The sequence below is a fragment of the Rhizobium sp. SVR5-9E genome (assembly GCF_056755095.1).
The window spans coordinates 1-17,253 of the sequence record NZ_JBNDHS010000113.1 but is presented as its reverse complement, the minus strand read 5'-3'; the positions used below and the strand labels follow the sequence as shown (position 1 = coordinate 17,253).

Sequence of the window (17,253 nt, the reverse complement as noted above, 5' to 3'; positions counted from 1 at the left end):
GGCTGCCCATTGTTCCCGTCGGTGGCGTGCGCTTAGCCATCAGCGGAGAGCGTCCAACACCGCCGCCAAACTACCGAGTGCGTCCGGAGCGCATCGGTCACACCGGCCGCCAGCGGCTCTCTCTGCGGGGCAGACAGGGCCGTCGCACCAGACTTGGAAATATGACCAAGGGGCTCGTCCAAAGGGTCAAAGATAGCGAGCCCCTGGTCTAATGGCGGCCTCGGATATTGGGTAACGGGGCCGTCACGGCGCTGTGCTTTGGGGCTCCAGCGCCTAAAACTAAAGCTCCGGGGAGCCTGCTGGTCAATAATCAATTAGGGTTAGGATCGAAGGGCCCGCCCCTACGGAAAGCGAGCCCTTGCCGCGCGTCATGGATCCCCTGCCATTCAGCGCAGGATTGACCACGCGGCACCCGGAGAGGGGTGTCATCCGGTTGAACAGGAGGAACTGCCACGCGGCCGAATTGTGCTAAACAAGGCTGGTTCCGTAATGTTCCATAAAAAGCCCGCCGGAGCGGGTCAGGTCATTGGGAAACGCGCGGGACCGACGGACAAAAAGAAACCCCGCGTGCTGTGGAGAGTCGTTACGGGCTCAGGTCGCCAGTGTGGCTGGCTGGATGCGCTGGCAGCGATGCCAACGGCGCAATCCATCGAATCAACGAGCGGACGGGCCTTGGATTCCAGTACGCTGCCGTACGATCAAAAAGAAGCCCTGCGGAAACGGGGCAATGAGGATCGCGCGACCTTCCGAGGGCAAGGAAGGGGCAAACAGTAACCCGTGCCACACGATCCCGAAGGTACAACGAGCAGATTTTGCGAATGTTCCAGACCTGCGGCGCGTGGGCATTAGCCGAAGAAGACGACCAGCGCTGCGGGCTGCAGAAGGCCGCCCCAGAGCCTGCTTCCATGAACCACGGCGCCAGGGGTTGGATTTTGGGGATAGCGCCGTGGCTTGTCATGGCGCTGTCTTGGGGTGACAGCCTCAGGCGTCGAAGACGTCCTAACTGAAAAGGCTTGTGAGGCTATAGAAGAGTGCCGAAATCGTGGCAGCGGCAGGCATCGTGATGATCCACGCAATCACGATATTGCCGGCCAATCCCCACCTCACGGCTGACAACCGCCGCGCCGCCCCAACGCCAACAATCGCGCCGGTAATGGTATGTGTTGTCGAAACCGGGATGCCAAGCCACGTGGCACCAAACAGCGTCAATGCTCCACCTGTTTCGGCGCAGAACCCCTGCATTGGATTAAGGCGCGTGATTTTCGACCCCATTGTGTGGACGATGCGCCAGCCGCCGAAGAGCGTGCCAAGTGCCATCGCAGACTGGCAAGCGATCACCACCCAGAACGGCACGCGGAATTCCGAACCCAAGTAACCTTGGCTGAACAGCAATACGGCAATGATGCCCATCGTCTTCTGCGCATCATTGCCGCCATGCCCGAGCGAATAGAGGGAGGCGGACACGAACTGCAAGATGCGGAACGTGCGATCCACGGCGAATGGCGTTTGCCGTACAAAGAGCCAGGAAACGAGAAGTACTAGTAGCAATGCAAGGAAGAAGCCGACAGCCGGAGAGAAGAAAATCGCTCCGACTGTTTTCAGGAAGCCGCCCCAGACAATTGAACCGAAACCCACTTTCGCCCAGCCTGCACCGACGAGACCGCCAACCAGCGCATGCGATGAACTGGAAGGAAGACCGAAAATCCAGGTGACGATGTTCCAAACGATTGCACCCATCAAGGCCGCAAAGATCACCTGCGGAGAAACAATGACGGGATCAATGATGCCCGTTCCAACCGTCTCTGCCACATGAAGACCGAAGAACGCGAAAGCGATGAAATTGAAGAACGCTGCCCATAAGACGGCGTATTGGGGGCGAAGCACACGTGTAGACACGATGGTCGCAATGGAGTTGGCCGCGTCATGCAAGCCGTTCAGAAAGTCGAAGAATAGCGCAACGACGATCAAGCCAACGAGGAGTGGCAAAGCTAACGAAACGTCCATCAAACGTTCTCGATGACAATGCCGCTAATCTCATTGGCGACGTCTTCGAACCGGTCGACGACTTTTTCGAGTTCGCCGTAGATCTCACTGCCGATCAGATAGGCCATGGCGTCTCCCTTGGCCCCATGGCGCCTGAACAGGTCTTTCAGGCCTTCGTCGTGGAGTTCATCGGCCCGGCCCTCCACGCGAGTGACCTCTTCCGCAATGGTAGAGAGGCGTTGCGCGTTCGTGCCAACCTTGTTGAGAAGCGAAACTGCTTCTGCAATGAGGTTTGCCGCCTTGACGATCTCCTCGCCCATCTGCTGCATCAGCGGATCGAAGCTCGATTGCTCGAACAGCCGGATGGTCTTGACCGTCTTGTGCATCATATCGATGGCATCGTCCATCGACTGGATAAGGTCCTTGATGTCACCACGGTCGAACGGTGTAATGAAGCTGCGCCTGACCGCGAGCAACACCTCGCGTGTAATGTCGTCGGCTTCGTTCTCAAGGGTGATGATGCGCCGGCAATTTTGATCCACGTCCGTGCCGTTCAGAAGGTCGCGCAAAGCTCCCGCAGCACTGACGACGGTCTTCGAATGCTTAGAAAACATATCAAAGAAACTATCCTCCCGCGGCATCAGCTTACGAAAAATGTCCATCATGAAAAGTAGCTTCCAGGCTCCGCGTGATTGTCATAAATGTGTCATAAATGCCCGCAGGCGGTCGGGGCAATGGGAAACCGCGGTCAGGCTTAATCTTATGGCGAAAAAACCTCGCAAACGGCAGGCACAGGAGCCACGTGCTCTTCTTCGGCAATTGGCCACAGTCCCCGATAAGCTATTTGCAGGGCGGTTCCCGCAGCAATACGCGGCACTGTGCTTTCGCGACAAACGCGATGCATCTGGGATAGAGGTTCTTCTCATAACGTCGAGAGACAGCGGCCGGTGGATCATCCCCAAGGGGTGGCCCATCGAGGGGAAAAAGCCGTTTGAAGCTGCAGCCACGGAAGCGTGGGAAGAAGCAGGGATACGTGGAGAAGTGAAAAAGCGGCCAGTCGGTCGTTACACATACTTGAAGGTGCTAGACGGCCAGGAGCTTGTACCATGCATGGTAGATGTCTTTCAGATCAGGATGGCTGAGAAGAAAAAATACTTCAAGGAGAAGGGGCAGCGGATGCTTGAGTGGGTCAGCCCCGAGGAAGCGGCCAGACGCGTCAGTGAGCCCGAGCTGAGAACACTGCTCCTCGGCTTTAAACCGCGAAAGAATCGAAACATAAAGACACGCGCGGTGCCGGATAGCTGCAAATAGCTACCTTGGTGCGCGGATCGTTAATTGCGTTGGCGTAGGTGAGCGGCAAGTGCAATAGTTGGTTTTTTTGCAACGAAGCGGACGATGCGCGGCGGTCAACCCGCTATTCCGATCTTGCGATCGAGACCGCTCTGACGCTGGGCCTGGTGTTCGGCTTGCGGCTGCGCCAGACGGAGGGTTTGCTGGCATCGGTGCTGAAACTGATGGGACTGGATCTCGCCGTCCCCGATCACACGACGCTGAGCCGACGGGCACGGAGGGGTCGATCATTTGACAGACGGCGAGGCCGCTCCGTTTCAGCAGAAGGGCCTGTGCACGTCCTCATCGACAGCACCGGGCTTGAAGTCTACGGCGCGGGCCAGTGGTTGGAGGAGAAGCACGGTGCCAGATCTCGTCGCAGTTGGCGGAAGTTGCATCTGGCGCTGGATGCCGACAGCGGCGAGACCATCGCCCATGTCATGACCGACCAAGACGCTGGTGATGCCTCGCAGGTGGAGCCGCTACTCGACCAGATCGACGCTCAGATCGGTCAGTTCACGGCCGATGGAGCCTATGACGGTAACCCGACTTACGACGCCGTCGTCAAGCACAGCGTCGATGCTGCCGTTGTCATTCCGCCCCGCGCCAACGCGGTGGAAAGGCCGGACACCGAGCCCCCTACTCAACGAGACCAACATATCGCGGCGATCAACACGGACGGACGAATGAAGTGGCAGACTGCGACTGGCTACGGCAAGCGTTCGCTGGTCGAGGCCGCGATCGGTCGCTACAAGTCGATCATCGGTGGCCGATTGCGCGCACGAACCTTCGGAGCGCAACAGAGCGAGGTTGCCATCGGCTGCGCCGTTTTCAATCGGATGCTTGCGTGCGCACACCCCGAGCTAAGGTTCCATCCCAGAGGGTGCCGAAAACTACAAAGATCGATTTTGGGGATCGCACCGACGATTTCAGCCCGATGCAAATCCACCACATACCGAGTGAACGACTCTTCCCACCTCAAAACCTCTTGCTGAATGGCCGGTCCCGCCGGTCCAACATAGTACGAGGGAGAACGGTATGGTTTGGCGGCGTAACGTGTTAAGTTAACCATCGTGAGCGGGGTGCTTACATGGGACGATTTCATACCTTCGCCGCCCATCTTGTTATCGTGGGCCTCTCCCTGTCGGCGGCGGCCTCGGGAGAAACCCAGCCAAAATTTCCCCCCGATGAGACGTTGAACGTACCGTCGCTCACCTTGACGGACGAGCAGTTCCTGCGGGGCGACACGGCGAACGGCGTTGCTGTTACGCTCACGGGCGAGCTTCGGTTTCCCGGTTGGAACGAGCATCTTCCGGCTGTCATTCTACTCCACGGCTCCGGTGAAGCGACAAGTGTCACGAGTTCCCGATGGAGCGCGCTTCTCAACGGAATGGGAATTGCGACATTCCGCCTCGACAGCTTCGGCGGCCGAGGCATAGAGGAGGTTGAAACAGATCAGTCGCGGCTGAGCTTCCTCGCACAGTTCTACGACACCTATCGCGCCGTCGACGTGCTCGCCGGTCACCCGCGTATTGATCCTTCCCGCATCGCCGTGATGGGCTTCTCGCGTGGTGCCTCCGCTGCGCTCTACACAAGCATGCGGCGCTTTCAAACGCTTTATGGGTCGACAAAGGCGCCTATCGCCGCGCATGTGTCGTTCTATCCTGCCTGCAACATTCAGTTCATCGGCGAACTCGACATCGCTGACGCACCGATCCGCGAATTCCATGGCGCGGCGGACGACACGACCCTGGCTACGACCTGCCGCGACTACATTGCGCGCCTCGCCGCCACGGGAAAAGACGCTGTGATGACCGAATATCCCGGAGCGCACCACGGATTTGATAATCGTGATGTACGACCGGGTTTGGTTGAAAACGCACAAACTTCGCGCAACTGTCAGCGCCGCGAAGAAGACGGCAAGATACTGAACGTCGAGACTGGCAAGCCCTTCAGCTACGATGATGCTTGTGTGGCACTCGGTTCGACCGTGGGTTACGACAAAGTCGCGGCTGAGGCGGCACAAGCAGCCGTCAAGATGTTTCTAGCTGAAGTATTTCACCTCAACTGATCCGGTATCCGGGGTCAAGCATTTGAAGGGCGGTCGGCGTTTCTCGCAGACTCGCTGCCTAACCACTTGTGTGAGCCTTGAGCTGCGGATTTAGGCGTCCGGCGCGAAGCGCGGGCATGTTTCAAAGATGGCTTGAGATCAAGCCTTTGGGAGGTCGGGCCGGAGGCTCCGGCCGTGCGCTGGGGCGCTTTTTGGCATTGCCTCGTGCTGGTGCCGCGCGGTCACCTTTTTTGCCGCCAGTTCCACATGCTGTAGGCTCTGAGGAACACCGCCTTCTTCACGGGCGAGCTCAGACCGCACTTGGCTGCAAAGCGCCATGTGTGGACGGCTCCGGGTTGGCAAGAGGTTTTTGACTTTTTGCACGCTGCTGGTCGGAGCTGCCATGTGTCCGGCCTTTGAATGCGGCGCAGAACAGGGCCGCTGGCCATAATGCTCTCCGCAGATTGGGTCCCGGTCAATAGCTCGCGCTCGAAGCGCCTGGCGCATAGTGGGTTGTCCCTTTCCTTGGGCCGACTGGCATAGGTGCGTTATAAGTCTCCTGCTCTTTACCAACGACGTTCACGACATAGCGTCGTGTTTTCAGGCTCCGGCTAGGACCGGTGTTATTCGATAGGGTTCGTTACGGCTCATCATTGCCCAGGCAACCCGCGCCATCTTGTTGGCGAGCGCTACCGCCACCACTTTCGAGGACCGGCGCTCCATGAGGTTGACGAGCCAGGGGTGGCGAGTATGACCCAATAGCTTCGCTCGCTTGATCACCGCCAACGCGCCGACGACCAACAATTGCCGGAGGTATCGGTTTCCGGCCTTGCTGATGCCTCCAAGCTTCTCCTTGCCGCCGCTCGAGTTTTGCTTGGGTACCAACCCGATCCAGGCACTCAGATCACGACCTGAGCGAAAGACGGTTGGATCGGGGACGCTGGCCGCCAACGCCGTTGCCACCAGGGGGCCAACGCCTGGAATTGCTTCGAGCTTGCGGCTGAGATCGTTGGCGCGATGCCATTTCAAAATCCGCCGATCCATGTCCAATATGCGCTGCTTCAGCAAGTCAACTTGATCTGCCAGTGCTGCGAGACATAGGTACGCCTCTGCCGGTATCTCAGTCTTTTCGCCCTTCCGGATAAGATCAAGAAGTGCCTGCAGCCCATTGCGCCCGACGCCCGCGACGATGCCGAACTCGGCAAGATGGGCGCGGACAGCATTGATCGTCATCGTGCGCTGGCGAATGAACAGCATACGGGTACGATGAAGCATCAGGATCGACTGCTGGTCCACTGTCTTGATCGGGACAAAGCGCATGTTCGGTCGCATCACCGCTTCGCATATGGCTTCGGCATCAGCCGCATCGTTCTTGTTGCGCTTCACGTACGGCTTCACATAGCGGGGCGGCATGAGCCGCACCTCGTGACCGAGCTTCGTCAGCTCTCGCCCCCAATGGTGGGCAGTCGCACAGGCTTCCATGCCAATCAGGCACGGTTTAAGGCCTGCAAAGAACTGAGCAATATAACGGCGCTTCAGTGGTCGGCGAACGACGGCCGTGCCGGTTGCGGAAATGGCGTGCACCTGGAACACCGACTTAGCAATGTCGAGTCCAATCGTGGTAATCTCTTCCATGGATGGCTCCTCCCATGCGGTTCCTAGCAACACCGCAATCTTGGCACATCGCGATGCCGGCGGAGGAGCCGTCCACAGCATCAACAGCTGACATGTCAAATGTCCGGTGCTAAGGCTTCATGAAATGGAGGGTTTTCATGAAGCACGAGGATTTATGGGATGTCGAAGCGGCCGAAAGTTATGATACGCCGGGAACCGGGATGTTCGCTCCTGAAGTTCTCGATCCCGCCGTCGACCGACTTACCTCTCTCGCGGAGGGCGGTACAGCTTTGGAGCTTGCGATTGGCACCGGCCGAGTAGCCATCCCGCTCTCTGAAAAGGGCATATCCGTCAGTGGTATCGAACTCGCGCCAGCAATGCTTCGGCAGTTGCGCACGAAGGTGAGCGAGAATGACATCCCTGTGGTGCTTGGCGATATGACTATGGCGACCGTGCCCGGACAATTCAATCTGGTATACTTGGTCTTTAATGGCATCTCGAACGTTATGTCCCAGCAAGAACAGGTCGAGTGCTTCCATAATGCCGCGCGGCACCTTCGTCCGGGCGGACGGTTCGTCATCGAACTTTGGGTTCCGACCATTCCGCATCGGTCTGATCCACAAGCTGTTATCGGGCAGTCGCATGACGGATACATGCTCATCGACACATGCGACCCTGTCGCCCAGCACGTCGTTTCGCACCATTTCAACTTCCGCGACGGCAAAGGAGGCCCGTCTCTTCCGGTCGCCGCATCGACACATCTGGCCCTCTGAGCTTGACCTAATGGCTCAAATCGCCGGATTTAGATTAGAAAGCCGTCATGGTGATTGGATCGGCACTCCGTTTACTGCGTCATCCAGATCACACGTTTCAGTTTACCGGCTTCCGCAATAGTAAGGTCCGCTTTGGGCGGTGGGCTCAAGGGATGGACGCAACACACTATTCTTTTGCTAAAGAGGAGTGTGGACATGAAGCGTCGCAGTCGCCTGTATCTTTCTGCTGCTCAACGATCGGAAATCTGGGACCGTTGGCAGGCTGGCGAGTCGATGAAGTCGATCGGTCGTCTTTTTGATCGAGGATCGTCATCGGTATTTTCAGTTATCTCGCCGACCGGTGGGATACGCCCAGCCGAGCGGCGGCGCGCGGCGAAGGCACTTAGTCTGGATGAGCGCGAGGAAATATCCCGCGGGCTGAGCAGCCAACGTTCCCTACGATCGATTGCCTACACATTGGGCCGATCTCCATCTACGATCAGCCGTGAAGTTCGTCGCAATGGCGGAGTTGACCGGTATCGGGCCGCACGCTCAGACCAGGCTGCCTGGGATCGCTCTTTGCGTCCCAAGACATGCAAGCTGGCTTGCTATGCGTCCTTGGCCCGCACAGTGTCTGCCAAGCTAAACCGGAGATGGTCGCCAGAGCAGATTGCTGGCTGGCTCAAGCGCACTTACCCAGGGGAGCCACTCAAACAGGTGTGGCACGAAACGATCTATCGCAGCCTGTATATCCAAGCCCGCGGGGTGCTGAAGAAAGAATTGCTTGAACACCTCAGGGCAAGCCGAACAATCCGTCGTTCCCGGCACGCCAGCATGAAACGAAGTGGCTTAGGCCAGATCAGGGACGCGATTTCCATAAGCGAGAGACCTGCGTCCGCTGAAGACCGTGCAGTTCCCGGTCACTGGGAGGGCGATCTTATCGGCGGGTCGAAGAACAGTTACATCGCAACGTTGGTCGAGCGACACTCGCGCTACGTCATGCTGATCAAGGTCGCAAATAAGGATACCGAAAGCGTGGTCTCTGCGCTGATAAAGCAGTCGCAGAAACTGCCGGGCGAACTCTACAAATCACTGACCTGGGATCGGGGCAAGGAGTTGGCTGACCATCAACGATTGGCAATAGCCGCTGACGTTGAAGTTTACTTCTGCGATCCCAGGTCACCCTGGCAGCGCGGCTCAAATGAGGACACCAATCGATTGCTGCGCCAATATCTACCGCGCGCCACTGACCTGTCCGTACATAGCCAAGCCCAGCTTAATGCAATCGCCAGGCAGCTCAACGAACGTCCAAGGAAGACCTTGCTTTATCAGACGCCCGCGGAGAGATTTGCAGAGTGTGTTGCGGCGATCAATTGAACCCACTGCCGATTGCGGTCATTGGACCGCGTCAGCATGGCGCCCTCAATTCCGGCCAAAACTTGCATCCTAGCCGCCTCCCAGAAGCGGACATCGCGGTGGATCCGCGAGGCGGAAGGTTTGCGCTGAATGCAGCATCGTCGGAACTGGTATCGCAGTGCCAAATGCTCCAAGCAGCGCAATAGGATACCCGGTCGTTCACATAGAGCTCGTCATGCGCGGAAGACGTATCGGCCGCAACGCCCTTCCGATCTTCGGCGCCTCGGAGTTGGTGACTCCGACCGTCCTCAATTGGATTTTGCCACCCGCCGCGTATCGAATCTTCGCAGTGGCGGCGCGAGTTCTCAAATCCCTGACCCGTCGAGCTCCTGGGCGTCGTCTCCTTCCCAAGGGGAGGGCATCGAGGTGCGATTGAGATTGGCTGAGGGCATCGGCATCCAGCATTTGATTTCCGGCTCGGCATATTCGATGATCCGGCCTGGCGAGGAATCAGAGGCGCGCCAGCCTTCCGCACCGAACTGATCGCCATTCGACCAATATGCGAGGTCAACTTCTGCTGGCCCCTGTTCGGATGGGCGGATCGTGACGAGGATCCGACTGCCGTCTTTCGGAGCGCTTGCCATCTGGCGCCAGCGGTTTGGCTCATCCATCGTTTTCCTCCCGCCTTGCTGTAGGTTGCGAGTGTCTCCTCGATGCCGAAAACGGTCAACTCGAACTTTGGACAAGCCGTCCTCTATCGGATCCACTTGGTTTGCGACCTCGCCTCGGACGAGGACGGGCAGCGAGCAGTTTTTTCCGGAAGATCTCGGCTGGGGTTATGCCACCGCCCTCGATCTCGGCCGCAAAGATTAGGCTTTCGCGAGTGTTCATACGGGCAACAACTATGGAAGCCGGCAACGCGGCGGGATATCATCCCCTTGGGCTGCGCTCGAGCTTTGTGATGACCGGTTCGAACTGATTGTCGACTTCTCGCTGGCGCCCAAGCGAAGTCAAAAGTGAGGCCAAACTCTGGGTTGCCTTAATTTCCCAGGCTTTCGCACCTTGCTCTCGCGCAAGATCCATTGCTTCCCGGAAAGAAGCCTCTGCATCTACTGGGTCGCCCGCGCGCTGCAGCTGGACTTCGCCACGAAGCCGAGTGAGTTCTGCGGCAAAATAGTACTCACCGGTGCTTCTGGCGTGTTCCAGCCCTTGTTCAATCGCTGTGACGGCCTTTCCGAGATCGCCTGATTGAATATAAGCACTCGCAAGCAGTCCCAAGTAGCAAGACTTATCGATCTTCTGCTCTCCAAGCCCGTCGCATACGGTCTGCATGCTCTGCAATCCAGCGGGATCATGATTGTCAGTGCCCATCGCCCAACCTTTGAAGAAATTTCCCATATTTTCCCAAAGCTTGAGGCCATGCTCATGCGCCAGCGGAACGAGCTCCTCAGTCGCGTGCTTCAGTTTGGCAGTGTTGTTCTGCAGGGCAAACAATATACAGCCGTTACCGAGGCACGCAGACAGCCTGTATTCCCATCGCTCAACCCGGGCCGCGGCTTGCTTGCGCGTTACGGCTTCCGCCTTGCTGTAGTGCTCGAAGGCCTGCCGTGGGTGACCAAGAATGTGCATTGTCCAAGATAGATATAGATAAGCCATGCTCGGGAAATCGCTGCCGACCAACTCGGCCTGTGCCTCATGGCCGAGCGACCGTTCAAGATATCGGCGGGCGCCCCTGAAGTTGCCGCCGCAAAAGACGCTCATGCCTTTGAACTGCAGGCCGAGAACGCGCGCTCTGAGGTTGTTGCTTTTTTTGCCAATTTCGATCAGCTGGTCGCTAGCCCATTCGGCATCGGTGAAACGAGCCGAGTTGAAGGCAGTGCCGAACAATCCGTCCAGAGCGCTGATCAGCGCCTCCGAGTCGCCGAGCTCCTTGCTGAGACGCATGGCGTTGCGATACGCTGTACTACCCTCGCGCGTCACATATCCGAACGTGGCGTATAGGACATCCCCTCGCTTAAGTTCGAAGCACAGGGCCTTTTCGCTGCGCTCCCGCGAAGCCGGCAACCGATCGAGACAAGCCAGGCCCATCGCGAACATGTTGGCTGCCTCGACCTTGGCCCAAGTCTTTGCAACGTTACGTCCGGCAGCGAGCCAGCAGTCGGCCGCCCGCCCAAACATGCCGGCCTCTGCAAAATGCTGGGCAAGCAGCTCAGGATGTTCTGCCGCATTCTTCGGGTCCAGGCTCTCTATGGCTCGCGCCACCTTTCCATGTAGTTCCTGCCGGCGCTCGCGCACCAGCGTGCTGCGAGCCGCCTCCTGCAGCAGGGCGTGCGTGAATGCATACGAGGAGCTTTTTGCGGAGAGCTGAGGTGCAACGAGCCCCGCCTCGGTCAGCCCCACAATCGCCAAGCCGAGAGCCCTCGTCGAAAGGCCGCAGAGATGGGCCAACAGCTTGAGATCGAACTCGCGGCCGATGACCGCGGCCATCTGCGAAATCACCTTGCCCGGTCCCAGCTTGTCCAGGCGCGACAGCATGGACAGTTGCAAGACCCTGGGAACGCGGACGTCAGGTTTGGGGGCCTCTTGCTCCCGATGATCGAGAGGCAGACCCGTCTCCATCGCAGCGCGCGTAAGTTCCTCGACATAAAGCGGCACGCCTTCAGCCGTGTTCAGGACGCGTGCGCGTGTCTCTTCCGAAAGGTTTGCGCCTGCTGCAACGTCATGAACCAGCGTCTGGGACTCACTTCGGCTCAGGCGCGTCAGCTCCATTTCGAATACGTGCCTGGCTTTTACGCCCGTCCCCGCGGACTTTCCCCGACTGGTGACCAATATCAACATCGGGTGCGAGGGGGCTTCGTTGACAAGCGCGTCCAGGACGTCGCGGGATGACGGATCGATCCATTGCTCATCCTCGAACGTGGCGAGAACAGGATTGAGTTGAGCGAGATGGTGCAACCAGTCCACCAGAACCCGGCGCGAAATGGTCTGTTGGCGTCGGGAGCTCAACTCCACAGGCGGAGAACCTGGCTGGGGAACGAACAACTGCGGAATCGACAACAGCCTCGCGAATATCGGCAGCGATACATCTTTTGGAATCCCGCTCGTTGCCAGAACAGCCTCGAGACGGCGCCGCGTGATGTCTAGCGGGTCCCCGTCATGGATGCCCGCGTGGCGTTTCAGAAGATTGAGAAACGGGTAGAAGGCACTGTTGGAAAAAGTCGCCGAACACTGAAGCGCCAAATGCGTGCATTGCGGGATCCGCTGCTGGACCTCGAAAGCGAGGCGAGATTTTCCGATGCCTGGTTCTCCGAATAGAATAACGACCCGGCCGCGACGTTCCGCGATCACCTTGTCCCAATGTCTGACGAGGCTGCGCAGCTGCGCGCTGCGGCCGACAAACTTGAACAATCTGGCCTTCTTGGCAAACCGGCTTTCGAGGACTCGAGGCCGTTCAACACGCCAGACTCGGAGTTCGGGCAATCCCTTCAGCGAATGCAGCCCCATATCGGTGAATTCGAACGCGCCGGCTGTCGCATTGTAAGTGTGCTGATCCGTCAGGATGGTTTGAGGGAGCGCGAGGGCTTGCAACCTTTGAGCCAGACTCGGAAGGGGGCCAAAAGGGACAGGCGGTACGCCAACCCGCGCGTCGAGAAGCTTGCCCACGACTGCAAGGCCGCTTGCAATTCCGATACGCACTTGGACAGGCGGACCACCAGGGACATCGATGCTTGGTGCGATTTGTACGATGTCCAATGCCGCCTGTATTGCACGGTCGGCATCGTCCTCCTCTGTGGCCGGATGTCCAAACAGTGCCAGGAGAGCGTCGCCACTGTAATTTACAATCCCTCCATCGCGCATTCTCACTATGTTGGTGCATCGCTGGAGATAGCTCTCGGTCAATTGCCTGAAATCTTCCGGTTCCAGGCGAACAGCATACTCCGTGGAGTTTACGAGGTCACAAAACAGAACGGTTATCTGCCGCCGCTCGGGACGATCCTGAGCCGGACCTGCTTCGTTCAGCAATTTGATGGAGGCCAATATTTTCCTGCGCGGACCAAGCGGGATTTGCATTTCCTGCAAGTCCTGGTCCGAGAGAAGGCGCAGAGATTCGAAGTCTATCTGAAAGAGAGCAAACGTACTTACAAACTGCTGAAGCCCCAAGCCGCCGAGCCATTTCGCAACGTCGTCCATCGTTAGCTCCCAATCGGCAGCCTGTAGCTCTCATCGAGCGGCCAGTGTCGCACAGTAGGCCCAGCAACGATGTGACTGGCCCAAGCGGCTGTCAACCCAATAGGAGCGGAGGAATGCCGAAGCTGCGGTCAGCCGCAGGTGACGTCGGCGTAGAGCAAATGATCTGCCGGCCCATAGGCGACATTGCTCTGATCGAAGCAAAACCGCTTCGGGGTAATGCGCAGGAGATAACGCTGACCGCAGACTGCGGGCAGATACAATTCGAACAGCCGAGGCGATCTGGATGGAGCCGGTTCCGTCCACCGCGTGTGCCCCGCATAGGAAATATTCTGGATGAGCTTCGCCGTGCGCAAGGTGGCGATCCCCTGCCTGACGAGGGTAAATCCCGCTCCCTTGACCTCATCCATGCTCGGGTAGCCGGCTCCGGGAACGGCGGCGGATGTCGCGATCGTCTGTTGGCGTACCGCCACATCGAATCGCACATCGTCGCGTTCGGGAACCCCGCCGTAGTCGTTGATATACTTCCAGCTGACACGAAGCGCGCGACTGGCATCGGCCTTGTCAGGCGGCATCGGGAGGACGTCGACGGCCGCGTCGACGAGTCTGGTGCCGTCCGTCTCCGGAGCGGGGCAGGGCGTGTAGAGAGGCCGATAGCCGCACTCCGCGCCACCGGCGCCCCATAGGCAGGTGCTCAATCTCTCCCAGTCCGCGGCACCTATTTCCGGGCTAATCGCGGACAGGTCATTGCCGTCCCCCGGTACCATCCACGGGTGGATTTTGCCAGCGCCACCGCGGCGTGCCCAGTCAGTCCTGTGTCGGTCGATCCGCTGGAGTGTCTTTTTCTCGTCCCGGAGAACGAGTGTCTGTCCCCAGCCGGGATTGGTTATGAATGGTTGCAGCCCGACGGCATCGGCAGCCAGGCGCCTGCCCGTCAGCTGGGTCGTCAGCGTGTGGCAGTTCGTGCAGTTCCCGGTCGGATCCCGCACCGTCCTGGCACCCGCGATGTCGCCCTCGTACTTGCTGGTATATCCGGATCCGATGATGCGGAAGGGGGCCCCTTCGAAGCGGGATCTTTCGGGCAAATAGTCGCCGAGACCAAATGCAGCGGCACGAGCATCGCTGCCTCCGAGCAAATACCCTACCCTTGACTGTCCCACGTGCGGATCGATGACGTAGGGACTTTTGTTGTCGTGGCACGAATGGCACCGGATCTGGAATGTCGGGTCGTACAGCGCTGCCGCCGCCGCCCGCCCGGTGGCATCCGTATAGGAGTGGCCGCCCGGCGGAGCAAAGGGCCTCGACCAGTCGAACCCGGCACGATCCTTACGCCCGTCAAAGAACACGATCTCGCCGGAGCTCTTGTTAAAGCCGATCGTGCCGAGGAGCGCAAAGCGCGGATCGGAACTTTGCCAATAGGGATCACTCGCGACCTCCTGGCTGCTGTTCGACTTGCGGCAGAAGAACAGCCATTCCACATTGCCGCGAACAACACGATGCAAGCGCGAGTTCAGCCCGCAATACGCGACCGTGCCGGCCAGCGAAGGCTTGTCGCATTTTGGGATGCTCGTAGTCCATTTGACCACGTTGCCGGAGACGTCCCGATGCTGAAACTCGAGGACGTGGCCGGGCTTGTCCGGATTGGGAACCAGATCGACAATGTTGCCGTCGACTTCGAGCGGAAAGATTCTCGCATCCGGGCTTCCACAGTCTGCTTCGGGAATGGGCCCGAAGACAGCGCGAGCTTCATCGCCAAACCGCGTAACGACGTCGATGCTTTGGGACGCCGGCTCCCAGAATATGTCCCCGTTCCAGCGCAGCAAGGCATCGGCGAAGGTCTCGTCCGAGATCGCGCCGGGGCGCCCCGATCCACCGGAATTGCCTGCCAGACCGGCAAAGGCGAGTGCCGCAATGACAGCCGAGCCAGCGGCAAGCGTTCTGCGCAGGTGCCGCAACTCACCGTCCCATGGGCTCGAATTCCGGTGTGTCGGCGTAGACAGTCAGCTTGCTAAACCTCCAGGTCCCGGCGCCATCCCTTTCGAGGGTGCCTCTTACATCCGCCGTATAGTCCGGCTCAGGCAACACTCGATCGCCGTCGCTTCGTTGAATAGTGACCATCATCGTCGTCTTCGATTCGAGAAAGGCCTGGCTCTTGTCGAGGCCGCGCAGAAGCGTATTGGCAAGAACGTGTCGGGGTTGGAAGACATCTTCTGTCTGGTCGAATTCTTGCTTAATCTTCATTTTGATTTCTTCATTCGATGCTGCGACGTAGATTCGAATGTTTCCCTCGCCGGTGCAAACCTCGTAGCTTCCGGTTACAGTAAACAGAGCTGCGAACCGGTCGGCATCACGCTGATCGAGAGCCCAGGCGTAGCGGCTGAACAGATCGTTGATCTTTTGCCGGTCATCAGGCGGCACAGTGACGCCACCCCACTGAGTTTCAATAGCGGCGTCGATTGCAGGCTCCGGCTGCTTCTTTGTGCATTCAGCGGCAAATGCCGACGGGCAGGGAGTCAGCAGGATTCCAGCGGCAACGGCCAGTGCCGCCGGAAGCGACCGGTCAACAAAGAAAAATTCCTTATGGTCTTTCATAATATCCCCCTTGCTCAACAGTTGCAGAATACGCACTTCGATATTCAGTCAGACCGAAAGCGCAGGCTCAATCCGCCGATCAGCGTAGTCTTCTCGCCTTCCAGCTCCTCCTGCGATAGAGTTACGATGCCTCTACCGTATGCGTTGCTGATCGTCAGGCTGACAGGAACCTGCTCTAATGGTTTGAGCTCGAATGGCTTTCCGACCCCGAGGGAATCGATTGAAACGTCCCAATCGGCCGGCGCCATCACGCGAAGGTCAGTTCGTATCCGCCTATCGAACGGATTGCGGACAAGGAGCCGCTCAACGAAAGAGTGCACCATTGGCAGATTTACATAATTGCGGTGAGTAACGTTATTGTCGTTAGGCGTGATCCCGTCGACGAAGAAGCTCGCCTTGGAGGCCTGCGAGATCTGATCCTGGGAGGAATCTACCATCGCGAGCAGACAGAAGTGGTTCGATAAAGCCGAATCAACTGCGGCGGCCGGAAAGTCGAACTGAACGATGCGGGCGGCATCGCCGCTCGTCATCGCTACCGAGGCGCCCGAATAGGCGAGATTTTGGACTGTGCACGTCGTAGCACTTGAGCCGGCACAGTTGAGCGGATGCCATTGCGACGTATCGGTGGAGTCGGCCGGAAACTGCGTCCAAAAGTCCGCGGGCAGCGGCGGCAGCGCCGTGCCGAACTGAGCCCAGTGGAGCTTGACTATTGCCGTTGCGGCCTCTTCTGGGCCGCGGTTACGAATGCGAACATAGACCCGGTTGACGTCGCCGCTCGCTGCGCTCGGCGTCTCATCGGTAAAGTTTTCGAACGTCGCGGCGGTCGGCGCCGTTTGATAGGGTGGCGCGTCCACCTTGATGTCCATGCTCTCCCAATGGCCGATCGTGCCGCGCGGGGCTTCGAACAGCGTATTGCTGGGCTTTTCGGTGTTGCCCCAGTCCAGGCGGTTGTCGCGCAGAAAGAGGTCGACGCCGGCCCGGCCGCCCTGAGCCGCAGAAGCCACCACACGCACGGCCTCAAACGCGTTGAGGCGCCCCCAACCATGGCCAGGGGGGCCAGAGGGCGGTGCGCTGCGCCCGTTGCCCGGAGAATACGCGCCGACTGAATCCTCGATTTTGTCCGCCGTGTCCTGTAGCAGGTGCTGAACCTCCAGCCGGGTGAGACCTGGGCTCGCGGTGAGTACCAGGCCCGCCACCCCCGCGGTCAAAGGTGTTGACGACGAAGTGCCGATGAAGCAGCGAGTGTGGTCGAGGGCGTCGGCCGGGGGCGGAACCAGCTCAGGGCAGGGGGCAAGGATGTCGTTGGTATTGTATCCTGCAGTGCCCAACATGTCGGTTGAGGTGATCCACAACGTTCCTCTGCCCGAAGAGATCGTTGACAGCCAGGCT

12 protein-coding genes and 1 pseudogene are annotated in these 17,253 nt (G+C 58.8%); 5 read left to right on the top strand and 8 right to left on the bottom strand.

Features of this window, described 5'->3' with window-relative positions; all coding sequences use genetic code 11:
- Positions 1–999: 999 nt before the first annotated feature.
- Positions 1,000–2,004: an inorganic phosphate transporter gene (locus ACPYOJ_RS30140; RefSeq protein WP_481419531.1), complete on the bottom strand. Its 1,005-nt coding sequence runs from the start codon at positions 2,002–2,004 to the stop codon at positions 1,000–1,002.
- Positions 2,004–2,648 carry a DUF47 domain-containing protein gene (locus tag ACPYOJ_RS30135; RefSeq protein WP_481419530.1) on the bottom strand — a complete coding sequence of 215 codons (645 nt, stop codon included), beginning with the start codon at positions 2,646–2,648 and terminating at the stop codon, positions 2,004–2,006. Before ACPYOJ_RS30135 ends, ACPYOJ_RS30140 begins: the two co-directional genes overlap by 1 nt.
- Before the next feature lie 97 nt (positions 2,649–2,745).
- Here ACPYOJ_RS30135 and ACPYOJ_RS30130 point away from each other — a divergent pair, with 97 nt between their 5' ends.
- From ACPYOJ_RS30130 to ACPYOJ_RS30120, 3 genes and pseudogenes are all read left to right on the top strand, one after another.
- Positions 2,746–3,294, top strand: a complete 549-nt coding sequence (locus ACPYOJ_RS30130; RefSeq protein WP_481419529.1) for an NUDIX hydrolase — start codon at positions 2,746–2,748, stop codon at positions 3,292–3,294.
- Between the two features lie 51 nt (positions 3,295–3,345).
- Positions 3,346–4,175, top strand: a pseudogene (locus tag ACPYOJ_RS30125) (IS5 family transposase); the annotation flags it as partial.
- A 227-nt stretch (positions 4,176–4,402) separates the two neighbouring features.
- The gene (locus tag ACPYOJ_RS30120) at positions 4,403–5,383 is read left to right on the top strand and encodes a dienelactone hydrolase family protein (RefSeq protein WP_481419528.1); all 981 of its coding nucleotides are present in this window, start codon (positions 4,403–4,405) and stop codon (positions 5,381–5,383) included.
- Positions 5,384–5,962: 579 nt separating this feature from the next.
- On the opposite strand, the gene ACPYOJ_RS30115 is transcribed toward ACPYOJ_RS30120, so the two are convergent.
- A complete protein-coding gene (locus tag ACPYOJ_RS30115; protein WP_481419527.1) occupies positions 5,963–6,997 on the bottom strand; it encodes an IS110 family RNA-guided transposase in 1,035 nt (344 codons plus the stop codon).
- Between the two features lie 137 nt (positions 6,998–7,134).
- On the opposite strand from ACPYOJ_RS30115, the gene ACPYOJ_RS30110 reads away from it, so the two are divergent.
- Positions 7,135–7,749 (top strand): class I SAM-dependent DNA methyltransferase, encoded by a 615-nt coding sequence (locus tag ACPYOJ_RS30110; protein ID WP_481419526.1) that lies wholly within the window; start codon positions 7,135–7,137, stop codon positions 7,747–7,749.
- A gap of 195 nt (positions 7,750–7,944) precedes the next feature.
- The gene (locus tag ACPYOJ_RS30105) at positions 7,945–9,105 is read left to right on the top strand and encodes an IS30 family transposase (RefSeq protein WP_481419525.1); all 1,161 of its coding nucleotides are present in this window, start codon (positions 7,945–7,947) and stop codon (positions 9,103–9,105) included.
- Positions 9,106–9,449: 344 nt separating this feature from the next.
- On the opposite strand, the gene ACPYOJ_RS30100 is transcribed toward ACPYOJ_RS30105, so the two are convergent.
- The 5 genes from ACPYOJ_RS30100 to ACPYOJ_RS30080 all read right to left on the bottom strand — a co-directional run.
- Positions 9,450–9,755, bottom strand: a complete 306-nt coding sequence (locus tag ACPYOJ_RS30100) for a hypothetical protein (RefSeq protein ID WP_481419524.1) — start codon at positions 9,753–9,755, stop codon at positions 9,450–9,452.
- Between the two features lie 259 nt (positions 9,756–10,014).
- Positions 10,015–13,275: an AAA family ATPase gene (locus ACPYOJ_RS30095; protein ID WP_481419523.1), complete on the bottom strand. Its 3,261-nt coding sequence runs from the start codon at positions 13,273–13,275 to the stop codon at positions 10,015–10,017.
- A 128-nt stretch (positions 13,276–13,403) separates the two neighbouring features.
- Entirely contained in the window at positions 13,404–15,227 is a 1,824-nt protein-coding gene (locus tag ACPYOJ_RS30090; protein WP_481419522.1) for a hypothetical protein, read from the bottom strand.
- Position 15,228: 1 nt separating this feature from the next.
- Positions 15,229–15,864: a nuclear transport factor 2 family protein gene (locus ACPYOJ_RS30085; RefSeq protein WP_481419521.1), complete on the bottom strand. Its 636-nt coding sequence runs from the start codon at positions 15,862–15,864 to the stop codon at positions 15,229–15,231.
- Between the two features lie 44 nt (positions 15,865–15,908).
- A partial coding sequence (locus ACPYOJ_RS30080; RefSeq protein WP_481419520.1) for a S8 family serine peptidase occupies positions 15,909–17,253 on the bottom strand: 1,345 nt, incomplete at its 5' end.